The organism is Draconibacterium sp. IB214405, from assembly GCF_033963885.1.
GTDB lineage: Bacteria > Bacteroidota > Bacteroidia > Bacteroidales > Prolixibacteraceae > Draconibacterium.
Genome location: NZ_JAXBMA010000004.1, coordinates 443,649 through 464,200 on the forward strand (window position 1 = coordinate 443,649; position 20,552 = coordinate 464,200).

The 20,552-nt window shown below is 41.4% G+C and carries 18 protein-coding genes; 16 read left to right on the forward strand and 2 right to left on the reverse strand.

Going from position 1 to position 20,552, the window contains the following annotated elements:
• The first annotated feature begins 9 nt into the window (after positions 1–9).
• From SLH46_RS14385 to leuB, 8 genes are all read left to right on the forward strand, one after another.
• Entirely contained in the window at positions 10–1,353 is a 1,344-nt protein-coding gene (locus SLH46_RS14385; protein ID WP_320281904.1) for a peptidylprolyl isomerase, read from the forward strand.
• Positions 1,354–1,369: 16 nt separating this feature from the next.
• Positions 1,370–2,332, forward strand: coding sequence for an AAA family ATPase (locus SLH46_RS14390; RefSeq protein WP_320281905.1), 963 nt, complete (start codon positions 1,370–1,372; stop codon positions 2,330–2,332).
• Between the two features lie 113 nt (positions 2,333–2,445).
• Positions 2,446–3,915, forward strand: a complete 1,470-nt coding sequence (locus tag SLH46_RS14395) for an OstA-like protein (RefSeq protein ID WP_320281906.1) — start codon at positions 2,446–2,448, stop codon at positions 3,913–3,915.
• A 514-nt stretch (positions 3,916–4,429) separates the two neighbouring features.
• Positions 4,430–5,935, forward strand: a complete 1,506-nt coding sequence (locus tag SLH46_RS14400) for a 2-isopropylmalate synthase (protein ID WP_320281907.1) — start codon at positions 4,430–4,432, stop codon at positions 5,933–5,935.
• Positions 5,936–6,070: 135 nt separating this feature from the next.
• The gene (leuC, locus tag SLH46_RS14405; protein WP_320281908.1) at positions 6,071–7,471 is read left to right on the forward strand and encodes a 3-isopropylmalate dehydratase large subunit; all 1,401 of its coding nucleotides are present in this window, start codon (positions 6,071–6,073) and stop codon (positions 7,469–7,471) included.
• Between the two features lie 84 nt (positions 7,472–7,555).
• Positions 7,556–8,143 carry a 3-isopropylmalate dehydratase small subunit gene (gene leuD / locus SLH46_RS14410; RefSeq protein ID WP_320281909.1) on the forward strand — a complete coding sequence of 196 codons (588 nt, stop codon included), beginning with the start codon at positions 7,556–7,558 and terminating at the stop codon, positions 8,141–8,143.
• A 57-nt stretch (positions 8,144–8,200) separates the two neighbouring features.
• A complete protein-coding gene (locus tag SLH46_RS14415; protein ID WP_320281910.1) occupies positions 8,201–9,784 on the forward strand; it encodes an alpha-isopropylmalate synthase regulatory domain-containing protein in 1,584 nt (527 codons plus the stop codon).
• A 48-nt stretch (positions 9,785–9,832) separates the two neighbouring features.
• The gene (leuB, locus tag SLH46_RS14420; protein WP_320281911.1) at positions 9,833–10,897 is read left to right on the forward strand and encodes a 3-isopropylmalate dehydrogenase; all 1,065 of its coding nucleotides are present in this window, start codon (positions 9,833–9,835) and stop codon (positions 10,895–10,897) included.
• A gap of 61 nt (positions 10,898–10,958) precedes the next feature.
• On the opposite strand, the gene SLH46_RS14425 is transcribed toward leuB, so the two are convergent.
• Positions 10,959–11,903 carry a CPBP family intramembrane glutamic endopeptidase gene (locus SLH46_RS14425; protein WP_320281912.1) on the reverse strand — a complete coding sequence of 315 codons (945 nt, stop codon included), beginning with the start codon at positions 11,901–11,903 and terminating at the stop codon, positions 10,959–10,961.
• Positions 11,904–12,093: 190 nt separating this feature from the next.
• Here SLH46_RS14425 and SLH46_RS14430 point away from each other — a divergent pair, with 190 nt between their 5' ends.
• The 5 genes from SLH46_RS14430 to ilvA all read left to right on the forward strand — a co-directional run bounded on the left by SLH46_RS14430 (position 12,094) and on the right by ilvA (position 16,156).
• Positions 12,094–12,711: a hypothetical protein gene (locus SLH46_RS14430; protein ID WP_320281913.1), complete on the forward strand. Its 618-nt coding sequence runs from the start codon at positions 12,094–12,096 to the stop codon at positions 12,709–12,711.
• Between the two features lie 2 nt (positions 12,712–12,713).
• A complete protein-coding gene (locus tag SLH46_RS14435) occupies positions 12,714–13,025 on the forward strand; it encodes a winged helix-turn-helix domain-containing protein (protein WP_297093168.1) in 312 nt (103 codons plus the stop codon).
• 53 nt (positions 13,026–13,078) lie between these two features.
• Complete coding sequence (creD, locus tag SLH46_RS14440) at positions 13,079–14,419, forward strand: cell envelope integrity protein CreD (protein ID WP_320281914.1); 1,341 nt, start codon at positions 13,079–13,081, stop codon at positions 14,417–14,419.
• Between the two features lie 56 nt (positions 14,420–14,475).
• On the forward strand, positions 14,476–14,826 hold the full coding sequence (locus tag SLH46_RS14445; protein WP_320281915.1) for a diacylglycerol kinase family protein: 351 nt from the start codon (positions 14,476–14,478) through the stop codon (positions 14,824–14,826).
• Positions 14,827–14,896: 70 nt separating this feature from the next.
• The gene (gene ilvA, locus SLH46_RS14450; RefSeq protein WP_320281916.1) at positions 14,897–16,156 is read left to right on the forward strand and encodes a threonine ammonia-lyase; all 1,260 of its coding nucleotides are present in this window, start codon (positions 14,897–14,899) and stop codon (positions 16,154–16,156) included.
• 81 nt (positions 16,157–16,237) lie between these two features.
• Here the strand turns inward: ilvA and aqpZ are convergent, their stop codons facing one another.
• Positions 16,238–16,927, reverse strand: a complete 690-nt coding sequence (aqpZ, locus tag SLH46_RS14455; protein ID WP_320281917.1) for an aquaporin Z — start codon at positions 16,925–16,927, stop codon at positions 16,238–16,240.
• A 377-nt stretch (positions 16,928–17,304) separates the two neighbouring features.
• Here aqpZ and SLH46_RS14460 point away from each other — a divergent pair, with 377 nt between their 5' ends.
• From SLH46_RS14460 to SLH46_RS14470, 3 genes are all read left to right on the forward strand, one after another.
• Positions 17,305–18,531, forward strand: coding sequence for a dicarboxylate/amino acid:cation symporter (locus tag SLH46_RS14460; protein WP_320281918.1), 1,227 nt, complete (start codon positions 17,305–17,307; stop codon positions 18,529–18,531).
• A 239-nt stretch (positions 18,532–18,770) separates the two neighbouring features.
• Entirely contained in the window at positions 18,771–19,787 is a 1,017-nt protein-coding gene (locus SLH46_RS14465) for a sensor histidine kinase (RefSeq protein WP_320281919.1), read from the forward strand.
• A gap of 19 nt (positions 19,788–19,806) precedes the next feature.
• Positions 19,807–20,547 carry a LytR/AlgR family response regulator transcription factor gene (locus SLH46_RS14470; protein WP_320281920.1) on the forward strand — a complete coding sequence of 247 codons (741 nt, stop codon included), beginning with the start codon at positions 19,807–19,809 and terminating at the stop codon, positions 20,545–20,547.
• Positions 20,548–20,552 lie beyond the last annotated feature (5 nt).

Here is a 20,552-nt window from a genome sequence, read left to right on the forward strand (position 1 = left end):
GAAAATAAGATGACTAGAACTTTTGTAACATTGATGCTTTTGCTGGCGGTACTTACCGGAGCAAATGCTCAGGATAAAGTTATCGACCAAATCGTAGCCGTGGTTGGTGGTAACATTATCTTGAAATCCGATATCGAAACCATGCACATCAATAATCAGGCTCAGGGAATTACCTCTGAAGGCGATATGAAGTGCGAGATACTGGAAGATTTTCTAATCAACAAACTATTGGTTGCAGAGGCCGAGCTGGATACCTTAATTACAGTTACACCAAGCCAGGTAAACCAGCAAATGGATGCCCAGCTGCAGATGTACCTGCAACATTTTGGTAACGAAAAAGCCGTTGAAACCTATTTCAACAAACCTATTGCAAGTATTAAAGCCGATATGCAGGAAGCTATTCGCGAGCAGTTGTTAAGTCAGCAAATGCGCTCAAAAATTGTAGAGAATGTAACGGTAACTCCATCCGAGGTGCGTTACAATTACCGTAACCTTGCTCCCGAAGAAATACCTACCATTCCTACACAATACGAGTATGCACAAATTACTGTTCAGCCACAGATCGACCTTGAGGAAGAAAACCGTGTAAAAGCCAAATTACGTGAGATTAAAAAACGTATCGAGAACGGTTCGAGCTTCGCTGCAATGGCAGTAATTTACTCTGAAGGCCCATCAGCAAAAGATGGTGGTGTTATCGGTTACTCAGGCCGCGCACAACTTGATCCGGCTTATGCAGCCGCAGCGTTCAACCTGAAAGGCGACAAGGTTTCGAACGTGGTAAAAAGTGCGTTTGGATACCACATCATTCAGTTGGTTGACAAACAAGGAGGAAAAGTAAACACACGTCATATTCTGATGAAACCAAAAGTTTCGGTAGAAGCAAAAGAAGAAGCTTACGAACGATTGGACAGTTTGGCCAACCTGATTCGTAAGGATGAAATTGCATTCGACCAGGCAGCACAAATGTTCTCGTACGATAAAAATACCAGGAACAATGGTGGTATTGCAATCAACGGAAACACCATGTCGTCGAAATTTTCAATTGAAGAAGTTGATGCCGATGTAAGTAAAGTAATTACCGCAATGAACCTGAATGAAATTTCAAGGCCTTTCGAGACCATCGATGCGGAAAACCAGCAGGAGATTTACAAAATTATTAAGCTGCTGAAAAAAATCGATTCACATAAAGCCAATCTTCAGGACGACTACCAAACACTTTCCGATATGTACCTGGCCAAAAAGAAAGAAACGGTATTGAAGGAGTGGATTGCTGAACGTCAGTCGCAAACCTATATCCGTATCGACAGAACTTACGCCAACTGTAACTTCGATTTTGACAACTGGATAAAATAACCCACAAATTTTATTTATGAATTTTAAGAACGACGTTGAAGCCTTAGATGCACTTCGGGCCAAATACGAAGACCTGAAGAAAGAGATAACCACCGTAATTTATGGGCAGGATGAGATTGTAACTCAGGTTCTGATCTCGCTGTTCAGCCGTGGGCATGTTTTGCTGATCGGTGTACCCGGACTGGCAAAAACCTTGCTGGTAACTACCATTGCCAAAATTCTGGGATTAAAATACAACCGTATTCAGTTTACTCCCGACCTGATGCCATCAGATATTATCGGTACTGAAATTCTCGACAACGAACGTAACTTCAAATTCATACAAGGACCTTTGTTTGCCAACATTATTCTGGCCGACGAGATTAACCGTACACCGCCAAAAACTCAATCGGCGCTGTTGGAAGCTATGCAGGAACAATCAGTTACTGCTTCTGGTCAGCATTTTGAGCTGGACAAACCGTTTTTTGTACTGGCTACGCAAAACCCGATTGAGCAGGAAGGAACTTATCCTCTGCCCGAAGCGCAGCTCGACCGTTTTATGTTTTCGGTGTGGCTCGATTATCCAAAACTGGAAGACGAAATTACGATTGTAAAAAATACAACCACCATACAAAATACCGAGTTAAAGCCGGTAATTTCGGGTAAGGAAATCCTGTACTATCAGGACCTGATTCGTAAAATTCCGGTAAACGACAACGTATTGCGTTATGCAGTTACATTGGCGGCTAAAACCCGTCCGGAGAATGAAAATGCGGCAGAGATTTCGAACCAGTACCTGAAATGGGGTGCCGGGCCACGTGCATCTCAATACCTTGTGTTGGGAGCTAAAACTCATGCAGCGTTGCATGGTAAGTACTCGCCCGACATTGAGGATGTAAAAGCCGTTGCACCATCAATTCTGAGACACCGGATTATCAAAAACTACAAAGCCGAAGCTGAAAATATTTCAATCGACGAAATCATCGACAAATTGCTTTAATGTCTTTTTATCGTTTTAATACTAGCGCTCGATTGCGCATTTTAACCTCGCTCCTTCTTCTATCTGTTCTTTTTCTTACAACAGAAAAAGCTGCAGCCCAAGAGAAGAAACAGGTGGAAATTATACAGGCCGAATCACTTGTACAAAGCCAGAGTATTGCCAATGCGCAGCGCCTTGTAAACGATGTTATTATCAAGCACGAAGGAATAATGATGTATTGCGACAGTGCCTATACTTACGAAGGCTCGAACCGGGTGGATGCTTTTGGCAATGTACATATTAATCAGGGCGACACGCTACATCTGTATGCCCGCAAAGTTTATTACGATGGCGACCGCAGTTTCGCGCAGGCCATAAAGAATGTAAAGCTGGTAAATCCGGAAATTACTCTTTACACCGACACGCTGGATTACGACATGAACTTAAACGTTGGTTACTATGATTGTGGCGGAAAGATCGTTGACAGCACCAACACACTTACAAGTAAAGTGGGACAGTACTTCCTCGACGATAATGAAGCACATTTCACCGACAGTGTAGTAGGTTTTTCCGACAAGTACACTATCGACAGTGAAGATCTTCGTTACAACACACAAACCGAAGTGATCTTTTTTAAGGGGCCAACTACAATTCGCGACTCGGTAAATACACTTTATGCCGAAGATGGCTGGTACAACACACAAACCGGCGAGGCCGATCTTAATCTGCATCCAATGGTTTATAACGACACCCAGTCGATAAAAGCCAAACAAATAAGTTACAACAAAGAAAATGGCGATGGCTTGGCTATAGGAGATGTGTTTATCGAAGACTTTGAAAATCGCACTATAATTCAGGGAAACAAGGTTATTTATAACGAAGAAAAGGAAACGGCGATTGCCACCGACTCGGCTGTATTTATTACATACAACGAAACCGACAGCCTCTTTTTACATGCCGACACATTAAAAAGTATTCCCGACACCATTGATGGAGAAAACCTGGTGATGGCCTACTACGGAGTACGTTTTTTCAGAAACGACATACAGGGGCTCTGCGATTCGCTGATGTATTTCACTAAAGATTCGTTGGTTCAACTGCACCGTAATCCGGTTATCTGGAGCGAACAACACCAGCTTAGTGCCGACTACATCGAAATGATTCAGCACACCACTGCTCCCAACGAAATGCACCTGAAAAAAAATAGTTTTATTATTTCGAAGCAGGATTCGGGGCGGTACGATCAGATAAAAGGCAAAAACATGACCGGTTACATCGTTAATGGCAAACTACGAAATATTGATGTTGACGGTAACGGGCAAACCCTGTATTATGCCCGCGACAAAGAAGCCGTTATTGGATTGAACAGAGCAGAAAGCAGCAATATTGGTATCCGTTTTAAAGAAGGAAAAATTGATGCGATCGCTTTTCAAAAACAACCCGAAGGACAGTTAAAACCAATTTTGAAACTGGATGAAAGCGAAAAAACGCTACCCGGATTCGAATGGAAAATCAAACTACGTCCTCTCTCCAAAGACGATATTTTCTGGCGACCTGAAAAGAAAGAGGTGACTGAAGAAGAAGAAAAAGTAACTGGTCAATAGTCATTGGTCATTAGGTATTAGATATTCGATACTGTTTATTGAGACTGTACTAAATCCAACATCCAGTATCCAGTAACAGATCTCTCTCCGTCCACTGACGGATCGAGATGACACCAACTTTTGCCTTTCACTTTTACCTTTCTACTTTTTCCTTTTGCCTTCAAATAAAGTTACTTCAATGTTAACGCATTACAGACATTTCAGTATTATTCTTCTTTTTTTAATAAAAAAGCCCCATTTCATTTTCATTTTAAAATAATATTTTCATATTTGCAGGAAATCATAAGCAAATGACAAAAAATATCAACATTTCTCTTCTTAGCCTCATTATTGGTATTCTTCTTCTAACAAGAAAGAAATGAGAATGGTGTGTTGATTAACGATATTGGATTAAAGAAGCCATTCTCAATTTGAGGATGGCTTTTTTAGTACAAGAAAGCTCGAAACTGAGCTTTATGATTTGAAAAAGAAACTTGATTAGACAGCAAAATAAAAATTGAAAAACAAATAGATCATGAGCGACAGACTTTACATTTTCGACACAACTTTGAGAGACGGAGAACAGGTCCCGGGTTGCCAGTTGAACACGGTAGAAAAGATTGAAGTTGCCAAAGCATTGCAGGAATTGGGAGTTGATGTTATTGAAGCAGGATTCCCTATTTCGAGCCCCGGCGATTTTGAATCGGTAGTAGAGATTTCGAAAGCGGTTACATGGCCAACAATTACAGCCTTAACCCGCGCAGTACAAAAAGATATTGATGTTGCAGCCGAATCACTCAAATACGCCAAAAAAGGTCGTATCCACACCGGAATAGGAACATCTGATTTTCATATTTACCACAAACTCAACTCTAATCCCGATGCAATTATCGAGCGTGGTGTTGAGGCAGTGAAATACGCAAAAAAATACGTTGAAGATGTAGAGTTTTATGCCGAAGATGCAGGTCGTACCGAGAACGAGTACCTGGCCCGCGTAATAGAGGCAGTAATTAAAGCCGGTGCAACAGTCGTAAATATTCCTGATACTACCGGTTACACTTTACCACACGAATTTGGTGCAAAAATCAAATACCTGATGGACAACGTACCAAACATTCACAAAGCGATCATTTCAACACACTGTCATAACGATTTGGGAATGGCAACTGCCAACACTATCTCAGGAATTCTGAATGGAGCTCGCCAGGCAGAGGTTACTATTAACGGAATTGGTGAACGTGCCGGTAACACTTCTTTAGAGGAAGTGGTAATGACATTAAAAACACATTACAAATCGCTGGGAATTGAAACCGGTGTAAATACCAAGAAAATTTTCGGAACCAGCCGCTTGGTTTCAACATTGATGAATATGCCTGTTCAGCCAAACAAAGCAGTGGTTGGTCGTAATGCGTTTGCACACTCATCGGGAATTCACCAGGATGGTGTATTGAAAAACCGCGAGAATTACGAGATCATGGATCCGGTTGAAGTGGGTATCAACGAATCGGCGATTTTATTGACTGCACGAAGTGGACGCGCCGCACTGAAACACCGTTTGGAATTGTTAGGTTTCGAGTTGGATAAAGAAAAACTGGACGAGGTTTACGAAGAGTTCTTGAAATTGGCCGACAAGAAAAAAGACATCCGTGATGACGATATCGCGTTATTGGTTGGCGATGCAACACGCAAAGAGCACCGAATTAAATTGGACTACCTGCAGGTAGTTACCGGAAAAGGATTAAAACCGATGGCTTCGGTTCGATTGAATATTGCAGGAGAAAAATTCGATGCAACAACTTCCGGAAACGGACCGGTTGATGCAGCGATTAAAGCGGTGAAAAAAATCATCCACCGCCAGGTAATCATCGAGGAGTTTCTTGTACAGGCCATTACCCGAGGAAGCGACGATATTGGAAAAGTACATATGCAGGTAGAGTACGATCAATCAATCTACCACGGATTTGGTGCACACACCGACATTATTACTGCGGCAGTTGAAGCTTTCCTTGATGCAATAAATAAATTGCCTGTAGGAGAATAAATTAGACTAAGAACAAATGATAAAGACAGTTCATCCCCCTCTATCCCCCTTCGAAGGGGGAAGGCGACGAAGGAGCAGGGGGATGAGTGTTAAAGAGAATAAAAGTTGAATCCATATACTAAATGGAAAGAAATCATGACAGCAAAAACATTATTTGATAAAATTTGGGATGCACACGTGGTGAAGCAAGTTGAAGGCGGCCCAAATGTATTATATATCGACCGTCACTTTATTCACGAAGTAACGAGTCCGGTTGCCTTCTTAGGATTGAAAAACCGCGGATTAAAAGTATATCGTCCGGATCAGACCACTGCTACTCCCGACCATAACGTTCCAACAATCAACCAGCACATGTCGATTAAAGACGAGCTTTCGCGCAACCAGGTTGACATGCTGAAAAAGAACTGCGATGAGAACGGTATCGTTTATCACGGATTGGGAACTGAAGGACACGGCGTGGTGCACATTATCGGCCCTGAAATGGGTTTAACCCAGCCGGGAATGACCATCGTTTGTGGCGACAGCCACACGTCTACGCACGGAGCTTTTGGAGCCATTGCTTTTGGTATTGGTACCAGCGAGGTGGAAATGGTTTTGGCCAGCCAGTGTATTATGCAGCCTAAACCAAAGAAAATGCGCATCACCGTTAACGGAACTTTAGATAAAGGTGTAACTGCAAAAGATATCGCATTGTACATCATCTCTAAAATTTCAACCAGTGGTGGTACGGGTCACTTTATCGAGTATGCAGGTTCGGCAATCACCAGCCTGTCGATGGAAGGACGCATGACACTTTGTAACCTGAGTATTGAAAGTGGTGCCCGTGGTGGTATGATCGCTCCGGACGAAACAACTTTCAACTATGTAAAAGGTCGTCAGTTCGCTCCAAAAGGTGAAGAGTGGGACAAAACCATGGAAAAATGGGCGGAGTTAAAATCTGACGAAGATGCTGTTTTCGATACTGAATACACATTTGATGCTGCCGACATTGAACCGATGATCACTTACGGAACAAACCCGGGAATGGGAATTGGCGTTTCGCAGACTATTCCAACTTCAGAAGGAATGGAAGGAACGGACAAAACAACTTACCAGAAATCGTTGCAATACATGGGATACAACGAAGGCGATGCCATGAAAGGCAAGCCGGTTGATTTTGTATTTCTTGGAAGCTGTACCAACGGCCGTATTGAAGATTTCCGCGAATTTGCCTCTTTTGTAAAAGGAAAGAAAAAAGCCGACAACGTAACTGCCTGGTTGGTACCGGGATCAAAACAGGTACAAAACCAGATTGAAGCTGAAGGACTTGTTCCAATTTTAGAGGAAGCAGGTTTCCAATTGCGTCAACCGGGATGTTCGGCATGTTTAGCAATGAACGACGACAAAATTCCAACTGGTAAATATTCTGTTTCAACTTCGAACAGAAACTTTGAAGGTCGCCAGGGACCGGGTGCTCGCACCTTGCTTGCCAGCCCGCTTACAGCAGCCGCTGCCGCAGTTTCAGGAGTTATTACAGATCCTAGAGAAATGATGTAGAACCGCACAGCGCAAAGCGCACAGAGCGAAGCGAGAAAAATCGCTAAGCACTCTGCTCTTAGCACTCTGCAAAAATTGTAAAAAATGGCATACGATAAATTTTCAATAATAAATACTTCGGCAGTACCACTGCCAATCGAAAATGTAGATACCGACCAGATTATTCCAGCTCGTTTCCTGAAAGCTGTAGAACGTAAAGGATTTGGCGACAACCTTTTCCGCGACTGGCGCTATGAAAACGATGGAAGTCCAAAAGCTGATTTCCCGTTGAACAACAGCACCTATTCCGGTAAAATCCTGGTTGGCGGCAAAAACTTTGGTAGTGGATCGAGCCGCGAACACGCTGCATGGGCCATCTACGATTATGGTTTCCGTGTAGTTGTTTCAAGCTTTTTCGCCGACATTTTTAAAGGAAATGCGTTGAACAACGGCCTCCTACCGGTTGTTGTTTCACCAGAGTTCCTTGAGCAAATCTTTGCTCAGATTGAAAAAGATGCAGATTCAACTTTCGAAGTCGATCTTTCCAATCAGAAATTCACCATAACTGCTACTGGAGAATCTTCTGATTTCGAGATTAATCCGTACAAAAAACATTGTTTGCAAAACGGATTGGATGATATCGACTACCTGGTTGAAATGAAGGAGCAAATAGCAGAATTTGAACAGGCGTAATTATATGGAGGGTTTCACCGGAAGTGGGACCCTCTCTACATAAACAGACAGACAAAAATGACAGGCAAAGCAGTAGAAATTTCAGGAAAACTCCTGACCATTATGGATACTACCCTGCGCGATGGCGAACAAACCTCCGGGGTGTCGTTCAGCGACGGGGAAAAACTAAGTGTGGCCAAGGTGTTGCTTGAGGATGTGATGGTAGACCGCATTGAAATAGCCTCTGCACGGGTATCTGAAGGAGAATTCAAAGGTACTCAGAAGGTGATGAATTGGGCGGCACAAAAAGGGCACCTCGATAAAGTTGAGGTCCTTGGATTTGTTGATGGAAAAATTTCGCTGGAATGGATTGCCAAAGCCGGAGGAAAAGTAATTAACCTCTTGTGCAAAGGATCGTACAAACACGTTACCGAGCAGTTACGAAAAACGCCGGAACAACACGTGACCGACATTAAGCAGGTGCTGAACTATGCCGACGAAATGGGGATCAGGGTGAACATTTACCTTGAAGACTGGTCGAACGGCATGCGCAGTTCGAAAGACTACGTGCACTTTATGATATCGAGCCTGAAAGACGAAAAGGTGGAGCGTTTTATGCTTCCCGATACGCTGGGAATCCTTGATCCGGACGAGACTTACGATTTCTGTCACGAAATGATCGAAAGCTTTCCAGATGTTGAATTCGATTTTCATGCACACAACGACTACGATTTGGCCATTGCCAACGTTTTTCATGCGATGAAAGCCGGAATCCGTTGTGTACACACAACCGTTAATGGTTTGGGAGAACGTGCCGGGAATGCACCACTCTCGAGTGTAATTGCCACGATTAAAGATCACCTGCAAATGAAAACCCGGGTGAACGAAGCCCAGTTAAACAAGGTTTCGAAACTGGTAGAGTCATTTTCAGGAATTCGTATTCCAACCAACAAACCGTTGATCGGCGAATTTGTATTTACACAGTGTAGTGGAATTCATGCTGATGGCGACAGCAAAAACAACCTTTATTTTAACGACTTACTTCCTGAACGTTTTGGCCGTACACGCCAGTACGCTCTGGGGAAAACTTCGGGCAAAGCCAATATCAAAAAGAACCTTGAAGACCTTGGTATTGAGTTAGACAAAGAGTCACTGAAAAAGGTGACAGACAAGGTTATCGAACTGGCCGACCAGAAAGAGACCATCACCAGTGACGAACTTCCATATATTGTTGCCGATGTGTTGGAAAACGAACTTTTTGAGCAACGGGTAAAAGTGGTAAATTACTCCATCAGTTACACTATGGGATTGCGTCCGATGGCCAATGTTTCGTTGGAAATTGATGGAAAAGTTTACGAAGAATACAGCGACGGTGACGGACAATACGATGCTTTTGTAAAGTCATTAGGAAAAATTTATAAACGCCTCGACAAAACATTCCCGATATTAGTCGACTATGTGGTAACCATTCCTCCGGGCGGAAACACCAATGCCCTGGTTGAAACGGTTATTACCTGGCGCAACAACGATCACGAATTTAAAACCAAAGGTTTACATCCCGACCAAAATGCAGCCGCAATTTTGGCCACTACAAGGATGTTGAATGTGCTGGAAAATGAGTTTGATGCCGCAAAACTGGAAGAATTAAAAAACGAAAAATAAAAACGACCTCGGACGTACACTTGTATATGTCCGATAATTAATAAAAAAATGAAACTGAACATTGCATTATTGCCCGGTGACGGGATCGGACCTGAGATTGTTGATCAGGCTATGAAAGCAGTGAAAGCTGTTGCAACTAAATTTAATCACGAATTAGAATACACCGAAGCACTGACAGGTGCTATTGCCATCGACACTGTTGGAGATCCGTATCCGGAAGAGACACACGAACTGTGTATGAAATCGGATGCCGTACTTTTTGGCGCTATTGGCGACCCAAAATTCGACAACAATCCAAAAGCTCCGGTTCGTCCTGAGCAGGGTTTGCTGGCCATGCGTAAAAAACTGGGATTGTATGCCAACATTCGCCCGGTAGAAACTTTTGAATCACTGTTGCACAAATCGCCACTTCGCCGCGAGTTGGTTGAAGGTGCTGATTTTGTTTGTATCCGTGAGTTAACCGGAGGAATGTACTTTGGCGACAAAGGCCGCAAAGACGATGGAAATACTGCATATGATACGTGTATTTACACACGTGAAGAAGTTGAGCGTATTTTAAAACTGGGATACGAATTTGCTGCCAAACGCAACAAGAAGCTTACTGTGGTTGACAAAGCCAACGTATTGGAAAGCTCTCGTTTGTGGCGTGAAGTAGCGCAGGAAATGGCTCCGAATTATCCTGACATCAAAACAGAATATATGTTTGTTGATAATGCTGCGATGCAAATTATTCAGTGGCCAAAGAACTTCGATGTTATGGTTACCGAAAATATGTTTGGCGATATCCTTACCGACGAAGCCAGTGTAATCACCGGATCGCTTGGATTGTTACCTTCTGCATCAGTTGGTATACATACTTCGGTATTTGAGCCAATTCATGGTTCGTACCCGCAGGCAGCAGGTAAAAACATTGCTAACCCGATTGCTACAATCCTTTCGGCTGCAATGATGTTCGAATATGCTTTCGACCTGAAAGTAGAAGGTAAATTGATTCGCGAAGCAGTTGCTGCATCAATGGCTGAAGGATTTGTAACCGAAGACATTGCCGAAGGACCAGCACAAAGTACATCGGCAGTTGGCGACTGGGTCGCTGAGTGGATTGCAAAGAACTAAGCAGTTATACATTACGACATAAAAAAACCTTCAGGAAAACTCCTGAAGGTTTTTTTATTTATTACACCTCATCAATCGTTGCAGGCGGTTCTATCTTCTTCCAGATAATCGAAAAATCCCATTTCAAAATCAGTTTAAATATTATCAGCATGATTACCGAGGAAAGAACCAAAACAATGGATTCACTCACAGGATCAGTTTCTTGCTGAAAAAATAATGAGGGAGTTTGAAGCGCTGATTCTTTACTGGTGACCAATATTGCCCCCAAAGTATTATTAATAGCGTGAATGCCAATTGCCAGTTCAATACCGTCATCAAGCACGGCTGTTATTGCGAAGGCCAAACCAAAAACAAAATACGATGGCATCATCATCCAAAATCCATGTTCCTTTACTTCCGGGTTGGCGGCATGCATCAGCGCAAACAAAACCGAAGGAATAAGAATAGCCGCCCACACACGTTTGGTCCATCCTGCAACTCCCTGTGCCAGGTAACCTCTAAAGATAAATTCTTCGGTACCCGATTGAATGGGAATTAAAAGTACTGCAACAAAAACCAGGGGGATAAACAATTCCGGCTGAAAACGAAACTCGAGTTCGTCGGGACTAATCAACAACTGTGCGAAAAATAATACCAACATTATCAATCCCCAAACGCCAACTCCCAGCCAAAACCGCTTCCATCTGAAAGCTTGTCCTCCGTTTACAAGATCTTTTGCTGTTCGCTCATGAAACGATTTGATCAATACAATTCCTAAAACCAAGGTTAAAATAAATGGCAGAATCATAAGTGCCAGCCCTAGGTTCGGATCAATTCCGTAAGAAGATAGGTCCATTGCATTATCCGGTGCAGGCACCTGTCCCCCATTTTTAGCAATAGATACTGCCATTACAACAATAAGCGGAATGGCACCAACAATTTGCCCAACCACCAATGCAATAGCGATAACCACCAAAAATTTCCACCACTGATTTTGGCCGTCGAAGGCCCGTGTTAAATGTTTCATTTGTTTTGTTTAATCGAAGGATTTAGAAAAAACGAAATTAAAATATATGCCGTAACCGGCAAACATAATTTTAAATACATTTTTGGTTTAAATAGTGTATGAAAAAAATGACCCACACTATAAATATTTCATTAAACACTTTCATTTAAAGAAAACATTTATTTACTTTGTATTTCAAAGTACTTTTAAAATGAATGACTCAGAAAAGCTGTTAAACGAATTAAAAGACATCCGCAACATCATGGAGCGCTCAAGCCGTTTCCTTTCACTGAGCGGATTATCCGGAATTTTGGTGGGCATCTACGCGCTTATTGGTGCATTTTTTGCCAACCGAATCGTACATCAGTTTCCCTACACCATACCACAGGAAAACTTGAACGAAGTACTCACCTCCATTTTTGTTATCGGGATTACCGTATTGGTTCTGTCGCTTTTCACCATTTATGTTTTAACGGTTAAGCAGGCTAAAAAGGAGCAAAAACCCATTTGGGGACCGGGCTCAAAACTGCTACTGATCAACTTGCTTATCCCATTGGCAACCGGCGGAATACTAACCACAGTTCTTGCTTTGCGTGGTTATTACGGTGTAATAAGTCCATGTTTCCTCATTTTTTACGGACTCGCTTTGGTAAATGCAGCAAAATATACCCGCCCCGAAATTTTAAGCCTCGGATTGGTTGAAATTGTTTTAGGACTGTTTGCGGCAATATTTCCGGGTTACGGACTCTACTTTTGGGCTATCGGTTTTGGAATCGTTCACATTATATACGGGTTCATGTTTTTAAATCGTGAAAACAAAAATTCATAAGCGTGAAGAATCCGATTCAAAATCTGAATAAGGCCTTTGAAAACAAAGTGAGACTGGGGGTTATGGCGGCCTTAATGGTGAATTCGCGTCTGAGTTTTAACGAATTAAAAGATTTGTTAGAATTAACCGATGGCAACCTGGCCAGCCACATTAAAGCCTTGGAAAAGGAAAAATTCATCTCGGTGAATAAAACCTTTGTAGGCAAAAAACCCAACACTACTTACGCTGTTACCACAAGTGGCAGCAAGGCTTTTGAGCAGCATTTAAAAGCATTGGAAGATTTAATAAACAATCAGAATATACTGAATAAATAAATTTTTTTATCTACTTACTTTGTATTTCAAAGTACTTTTAAAACAATTAAATCATGGAAAAACAAGAAACCATTTTAGACCGCCTGGGAATCAGTTTCCACAGAACTCTATCATTTAAACTTTTAGTGATCGGGATGCTAATTATTATTCTGCTGATACCTAAAGTAATGATACTCGACCTGATTGGCGAACGCCAGATCAGCTCGGTGCAGGTTGTAAACGAAGTGATGAGCAAATGGTCGAACGAACAACTCATCAGTGGCCCAGTCCTATTTGTACCGTTTAAAAAGAAAATTTACAACGAGGAGGAAGAAAATTACAACGAAGTGACACGTTACGCTACTTTTCTGCCTAAAGAATTGTCGGTTAACGGAACACTGCAACCTAAAGAATTAAAACGCAGCATTTACAATGTTGATGTTTACGAAGCAGAATTAACCATTGCCGGGAATTTTGCGGACATCGACCTCGGAAAACTAAACATCGAACCTGCAGATATCATCTGGGACGATGCACAACTACAACTTTCGATTAGCGACCTAAGAGGAATCAATAAAGGTTTGGAATTGAATTGGAACGATAAACCCCACACATTTTCTCCAGGAAAAGTCTCATCCCCGATCGGACACAGTGGCGTTTCCATTCCGTTGAAAGAGCTATATGCAAACGACCTGAACGGGGCATTTTCGATTAAGCTACAACTAAAAGGCAGTCAAAACCTGATGTTCACGCCACTGGGCGAACAAACCACTGTTCATCTGGAATCGACCTGGAACGATCCCGGTTTTACAGGTAACTACCTGCCCGCAGATCGCAATGTGGACGACAAAGGATTTCAGGCCGACTGGAGCGTGTTGCATTTTAACCGCAACTATCCGCAACAATGGGTAAGCACCAACAACTCGCTTAACCAAAACGATATTGAAAACTCAAAATTCGGTGTTGAAATGGTAAGTCTTGCCGACCATTACCAAAAGAATATACGAAGTGCCAAATACGCCATACTTATTATTATCATCACTTTTGTGGTATTCTTTATGTTCGAGGTGTTATCGAAGCAACGCATTCACCCGTTTCAGTACATTATGGTTGGATCGGCAATCAGCATTTTCTATTTACTGCTGTTATCCATTTCCGAACATCTCGGTTTTAACCTGGCGTACCTGGTTGCAGCTCTAGCAGTAATTATACTCGTATTCTTTTACACACGTAGTTTTATGTCGGAATTCAAAAATCAACTGGGTACCTGCTTAGGATTAGCAGGCTGTTACCTCTTTATTTTTATCCTGTTACAACTTGAATCGTTTGCATTGCTGGCAGGAAGCATCGGATTATTTGTTCTTCTGGCAGCACTAATGTATTCTACCCGTAAAGTAAACTGGTATAAAGAGTAAGAATCTACAATATCCTTCCGGTACATGCCGGGAGGATATTTATAAAATTATGAGCCATGAAAAATGTTTTTATAGAAAAGAGATTGCTCAGTTTTAAACATGCATTTAACGGCATTAGGCATTTGTGGAAAAATGAAATAAATTTTCGAATTCACATTTTAACGAGTACTATCGTGATTGCGTTGGCAGCGCTCGTCGAAATTACCAGAACCAAATGGTTACTGATTTTTATTTGTGTAGGAATTGTATTAGCTGCCGAGGTTTTCAATTCAGCAATTGAGCGCATATGTAATTTTGTTTCTCCGGAGAAAAATACACAGATCAAAATCATAAAAGATATTTCTGCAGCGGCAGTTTTAATCGTTTCTGTTAGGACTGCAATCATTGGTGCATTTATCTTCTGTTAAAAGTCATAAAATCTATTTTGCAAGCTTGCTTTTAGCGGCGTCCAATATATCTTTGCAAAAAAACTGCACAATGAGCGACTCGAAATATTTTCCCCAATTAAAAGATATAACCACAGCAAAGCACAACCTGTGTGAAATAGTGCTTCACACACCGCTTCAGAAAAACCTGAATCTTTCGGAAGAATTCAATGCCAATGTATTTTTAAAACGCGAAGATCTGCAGATCGTACGTTCCTACAAAATACGTGGAGCTTACAATAAAATAGCACAACTTTCGGATGCCGAACGCGAAAAAGGAGTGGTTTGCGCCAGTGCCGGAAACCATGCGCAAGGTGTTGCCTACTCGTGCCGTTTGTTAGGAATTGAAGGCAAAATTTATATGCCCACAACAACGCCGAAGCAAAAAATCAAGCAGGTTAAAATGTTTGGGAAAACACATGTTGAGGTGATTATTACCGGTGATACCTACGACGATGCCCACCGTGCGGCTTTGGAAGATTGTCAGAAAACGGGTATGTCATTTATACATCCTTTCGACGATCCGCAAATTATTGAAGGACAAGCAACAGTTGGGTTGGAGATTTTGCAGGATTCCACAGAAACCATCGACTACTTGTTTATCCCTATCGGCGGTGGTGGTTTGGCGGCCGGAGTTGGGGCATGTGTTAAACAAATCAGCCCGAACACAAAAATTATTGGTGTAGAACCAGCCGGAGCACCATCGATGCAAAAATCGTTGGAAGCCGACCAGGTAATTAAGCTGGAAAAAATAGATAAGTTTGTTGACGGCGCCGCTGTTCAGCGTGTTGGTGATATTACTTTCGAAATATGCAAAACGGTGGTTGACGAATACCAATCGGTTCCGGAAGGAAAAATTTGTACTAAAATTCTGGAACTGTACAACCGCGATGCTATTGTTATTGAACCGGCCGGAGCTTTGTCGATTGCTGCTCTCGATTTTTACCGCGAGGAAATTAAAGGGAAAAATGTGGTGTGTATTGTCAGTGGAAGTAACAACGACATCACCCGCACCGAAGAGATAAAAGAACGCTCCTTACTTTACGAAGGATTGAAACATTATTTTATAGTGCGCTTTCCACAGCGTGCAGGTGCCCTGCGTACTTTTGTTGATGTAGTACTTGGCCCCACCGACGATGTTACTCATTTTGAATACTCGAAAAAAACAAACAGGGAAAAAGGCCCGGCTGTTATCGGAATTGAGGTACAGAAAAAAGAAGATTTTAATGGTCTGGTAAAACGTATGGATGAAAATGGTTTTATATACGAGTACCTGAATGAAAATCCGGATCTCTTTCAGTTTCTAATCTGATTCAGTCAAATACTAATCACCAGTATAAAAAGGAGCCATCCGTCAGTTGACGGATGGCTCCTTTCTTATATATCTACGAGATTATTCTTCTTCTGGAGCAAGGTATTTGTAAACGATACCTGCCAAAATCGCACCGATTATCGGGGCTACCCAGAACAGCCACAATTGTCCGATCAACTCGCCGTTACCGGTAAAAAGTGCCTGGCTGGTACTACGTGCCGGATTTACCGAAGTGTTGGTAACCGGAATACTTATGAGGTGAATTAAAGTTAAACACAAACCAATGGCAACACCTGCCAGATATTTTGGTGCTTTTGAATGTGTTGCTCCCAAAATGACGATCAAAAAGAAAAATGTAAGCACCACTTCGCAAACCAGGGCTGCAACCATTCCGTATCCTCCCGGAGAATATTCCCCGTAACCGTTTGATGCAAAGGTTCCGATTTCAGTACCTGCCTTACCTGTTGCTATAATGTAAATTACGCCGGCACCGGCAAGAGCACCAAGTACCTGAGCCACAATGTAAGGTATAAGCTCTTTGGCATCGAAACGGCCGCCAATCCACAAACCTACTGAAACAGCAGGATTTAAATGACATCCGGAGATATGCCCGATTGCATACACCATGGTTAAAACGGTTAAACCAAATGCCAGTGCCACACCCGCAAAACCAATTCCCAACTCAGGAAAAGCAGCTGCAAGCACAGCGCTTCCACAACCTCCGAGAACCAACCACATGGTTCCGAAAAATTCAGCAACTAATTTTTTCATACGTTTAATTTTTATTTGGAATTACATTTAGATTTACGAACAACAAATACATACTCGATCTATTTGTTTTATTCACTGTAAGTTATGGCTATTGAAAGAAAAAAACAAATGTTTAAACAGGAAGGCAATTACGAATGGTAGAATAATAATCTGATTTTTATATCAGTTCCTTATTTGATCAAATTGCTGCAAAACTCAAAATTTTATATATTTTTTTCTTTCAATTGCAGGAAGTGACAAGATTAATTTGCAACATCATTGAAAAAGGATAAATTAGCGACTCCTAAATAAAACCGACAAAAGAAATAAACTGTCACTAAAATAAATTGCCAAATCAACGATGGTTTGGCCTGATCCTAAAAACTGGCAAAGAAGGTATGAAGATTCTGAAGATTAAATTACACTGGCAAATTCTAATTGCTCTGGCACTGGCTGTTCTTTTTGGTTATTATGTTCCTTCGGGAATAAAATACACAGCCTGGATGGGCGATATCTTTTTAACCGCACTGAAAATGGTTATTGTACCATTGATTTTAAGTTCAATAATTTCAGGGGTTACCAGTATGGGAGGCGGAAAAAGTCTTGGACGCCTAGGTGGCAAAACAATGCTTTATTACCTATCAACCAGTACATTGGCAATTCTTACAGGATTATTACTTGTAAACATCATCCGTCCCGGTGTTGGCATCGAAATGGGATTAACCCAATCGGTTGAGGGTTTAACTGACAATGTTGGTTCGATCAATGAAATTCTGATGCGAATTGTTCCTCCCAATATTTTTAGTGCCATGGCGAATGGAGAAATCCTTCCCATCATTTTCTTCGCAATCATTTTCGGAGTATTTATTACACAAGTTAATGACAAGTACAAGAGTTCACTAACCACCTTTTTTGAAGCAGTTTTTGAAGTGATGATGAAAATGACCATGTTCATTATTAAATTCACTCCGCTGGGAATTTTTGGAATTGTTTCGCGCGAAGTAAGCAGAAATGCTCATCAGCTGGCTGACTTAGCCGGCGGCATGGCCATTTATATGTTAACAGTTGTATTGTCGTTAGGTATTCACGCTTTCGTAACACTTCCGTTAATTCTTCGATTTGTAGCAAAAGCCAAACCTTTCAAACACTTCAACAACATGGCAACTGCCTTGTTAACAGCATTTTCAACAGCTTCATCAAGTGCCACGCTTCCTTTAACCATGGAAGCCGTAGAACACAAAAGTGGTGTATCGAATAAAATTACGAGTTTCACTTTACCGCTGGGAGCAACGGTGAATATGGATGGAACGGCACTGTACGAGTGTGTTGCAGCCATGTTTATTGCTCAGGTTTATGGTATTGAATTTACTTTTATACAACAAATTTTAATCGTTGTTACCGCTCTGTTGGCATCAATTGGAGCTGCCGGTATTCCAATGGCAGGCCTGGTTATGCTTACTGTAATTCTTACTGCGGCCGGTTTACCGCTTGAAGGAATTGGATTAATTCTTGCCGTTGATCTTCCGCTCGATATGGCCAGAACTTCAATTAACGTTTGGAGCGACAGCTGTGGTGCCGTTACGGTAGCCCGATCGGAGAAAGAACCAACAAATATCGCTATTTAAGAACTCGTTAAATTACTTTTGTTTGTAGTTTGAATGCTGGTTTGTCAACCTGCCGTTTTCATTTGTTTGAATTCCACAAACAACATGTTTTAGACTGCAAAACTACAATTTCAATCTACCAATTACAGGTGAGAAAGAAATAATCACGCTAGACGAATATATCTGCTTATTGGCAGAATATCAATGGATTATTCAAATAAATGCCTTACCATTGTATTGTAAATGCATTTAACATTACAATGAAAATCTTTAAATACCGGGTACTTAACCACATCCTGTTTTGGATATTTATATTTACTTTTTATACCATCCCCTACCTTTTGTCGTATGGTTTTGTATTTGAAGCATTTATAAACATCATTTATATTCCGGTTGATATTGTTGGCGTTTACATTGTTATCGAATATCTGATTCCGAAGTTTGTCTTTAAGAAGCGAAATTTTGGAATCTTTATCATCGGAACCGCCGTAATTATCGCGCTTAACATTGGTATTTCTCAATTTATAAAATTAAACATTCAGCCCTTGCTGGGATTCTGGGTAGTTCGCCGTCCGTTTAGCGCCGAAATGTTTTCGTCATTACTCAATAATTTTATGATTATTGGTACAGCCACTGCCTTTAAGCTGTTTAGCTATTCATACAATATTCAGTTAACACAATCGGAACTCGAGCGCAAAACCGTTCAGTCGGAACTCGGTATTTTGCGTTCGCAGGTAAATCCGCATTTTCTTTTTAACGTTTTAAACAATATCGACGCCCTTATTTTCGAGGACAAGGAAAAAGCATCGAATGCCATTGTTCTTTTATCGAAGATTATGCGTTATATGCTGCAGGAATCTACACACGAGAAAGTGAAACTGGACAAAGAACTGAGTTATATTGAAGATTATCTTGAACTGGCCAAGTTGAGTTTTGCTGATCCCGGATTCCTGAAATTTGAACAAAACGGACACCCCAATTCGCAAATGGTTCCTCCGCTGTTATTTATACCCATCATCGAAAATGCGGTGAAACATTGCAACAAACAATCGCAATCGCCGGGAGTGGTTATTAACTTCGATATTGAACCGGAAAGTATTGAGTTAAAAACTTCGAACTTTGTAAAACGCAACAACTTTAAGCTGCCCGACAGTGGTACCGGAACAGGGCTAAAAAATGTTGAAAAGCGACTAAAACTCCTTTATGGCAGCAACTTTACTTTTGATATTAATAAGGATATGGATAAATTTGATGTGCACATAAAAGTGCCGGTTTAACCAAAAAAACGTGTTTCTTATGAAAATGAATTGTATAGCTGTTGACGACGAACTTTTGGCCTTAAAAAAGATTGAACGTTTTGCCGATAAAATTGACTACCTCAACCTTTTGGCTACTTTCGATAATGCCTTGTCAACCTTTTCGTTTTTACGCGAAAACAAGGTCGACCTTATTTTCCTCGATATACAAATGGATGAATTTACCGGCATCCAGTTGCTCGAAACCATAAAAGATCCGCCATACGTAATTTTAACCACTGCTTTTGATGAATATGCACTAAAAGCCTACGAGCTTGATGTGATCGATTACCTGTTAAAACCCATTCCGTTTGAGCGTTTTGTAAAAGCCACTGAAAAGGTTTACGCACGTTTTTTAAAGGACCAAAACAGCCACACTCCGGCTCAGGTACAACAACAGCCGGAAGAACAGAAAGAACACGCTGATTTTACCTTTATTAAATCGGGGAATAAAACGGTTAAAGTATATTTCGATAAGATCCTGTACATTGAAGGACAACGCGATTACCTGCAAATTCATACCGAAGACAGCCGGATTATGACCCTCCTGAATTTCAAAAAAATGCAGGAGTTACTCGATGATCAGAAATTTATTCGCGTTCATAAATCGTATATTATTTCAATCGACAAGATCGACTACATCGAAAATAACACTATAAAAATCAAAGACAAACTGATTCCGGTTAGCAGCACCTATAAGATTGCTTTTCAGAACCTGCTTCAGAAAAAGAATTTTATTTAAACAAC

Bases quoted from the DNA above. Each gene is read 5' to 3' on its own strand.
- leuB (WP_320281911.1), top strand. From the start codon at position 9,833: ATGAAACTGAACATTGCATTATTGCCCGGTGACGGGATCGGACCTGAG.
- SLH46_RS14415 (WP_320281910.1), top strand. From the start codon at position 8,201: ATGACAGGCAAAGCAGTAGAAATTTCAGGAAAACTCCTGACCATTATG.
- SLH46_RS14385 (WP_320281904.1), top strand. From the start codon at position 10: ATGACTAGAACTTTTGTAACATTGATGCTTTTGCTGGCGGTACTTACC.
- SLH46_RS14390 (WP_320281905.1), top strand. From the start codon at position 1,370: ATGAATTTTAAGAACGACGTTGAAGCCTTAGATGCACTTCGGGCCAAA.
- SLH46_RS14425 (WP_320281912.1), bottom strand. From the start codon at position 11,903: ATGAAACATTTAACACGGGCCTTCGACGGCCAAAATCAGTGGTGGAAA.
- SLH46_RS14445 (WP_320281915.1), top strand. From the start codon at position 14,476: ATGAAAAATGTTTTTATAGAAAAGAGATTGCTCAGTTTTAAACATGCA.
- leuC (WP_320281908.1), top strand. From the start codon at position 6,071: ATGACAGCAAAAACATTATTTGATAAAATTTGGGATGCACACGTGGTG.
- SLH46_RS14400 (WP_320281907.1), top strand. From the start codon at position 4,430: ATGAGCGACAGACTTTACATTTTCGACACAACTTTGAGAGACGGAGAA.
- SLH46_RS14470 (WP_320281920.1), top strand. From the start codon at position 19,807: ATGAAAATGAATTGTATAGCTGTTGACGACGAACTTTTGGCCTTAAAA.
- ilvA (WP_320281916.1), top strand. From the start codon at position 14,897: ATGAGCGACTCGAAATATTTTCCCCAATTAAAAGATATAACCACAGCA.
- SLH46_RS14465 (WP_320281919.1), top strand. From the start codon at position 18,771: ATGAAAATCTTTAAATACCGGGTACTTAACCACATCCTGTTTTGGATA.
- aqpZ (WP_320281917.1), bottom strand. From the start codon at position 16,927: ATGAAAAAATTAGTTGCTGAATTTTTCGGAACCATGTGGTTGGTTCTC.
- creD (WP_320281914.1), top strand. From the start codon at position 13,079: ATGGAAAAACAAGAAACCATTTTAGACCGCCTGGGAATCAGTTTCCAC.
- leuD (WP_320281909.1), top strand. From the start codon at position 7,556: ATGGCATACGATAAATTTTCAATAATAAATACTTCGGCAGTACCACTG.
- SLH46_RS14430 (WP_320281913.1), top strand. From the start codon at position 12,094: ATGAATGACTCAGAAAAGCTGTTAAACGAATTAAAAGACATCCGCAAC.
- SLH46_RS14460 (WP_320281918.1), top strand. From the start codon at position 17,305: ATGAAGATTCTGAAGATTAAATTACACTGGCAAATTCTAATTGCTCTG.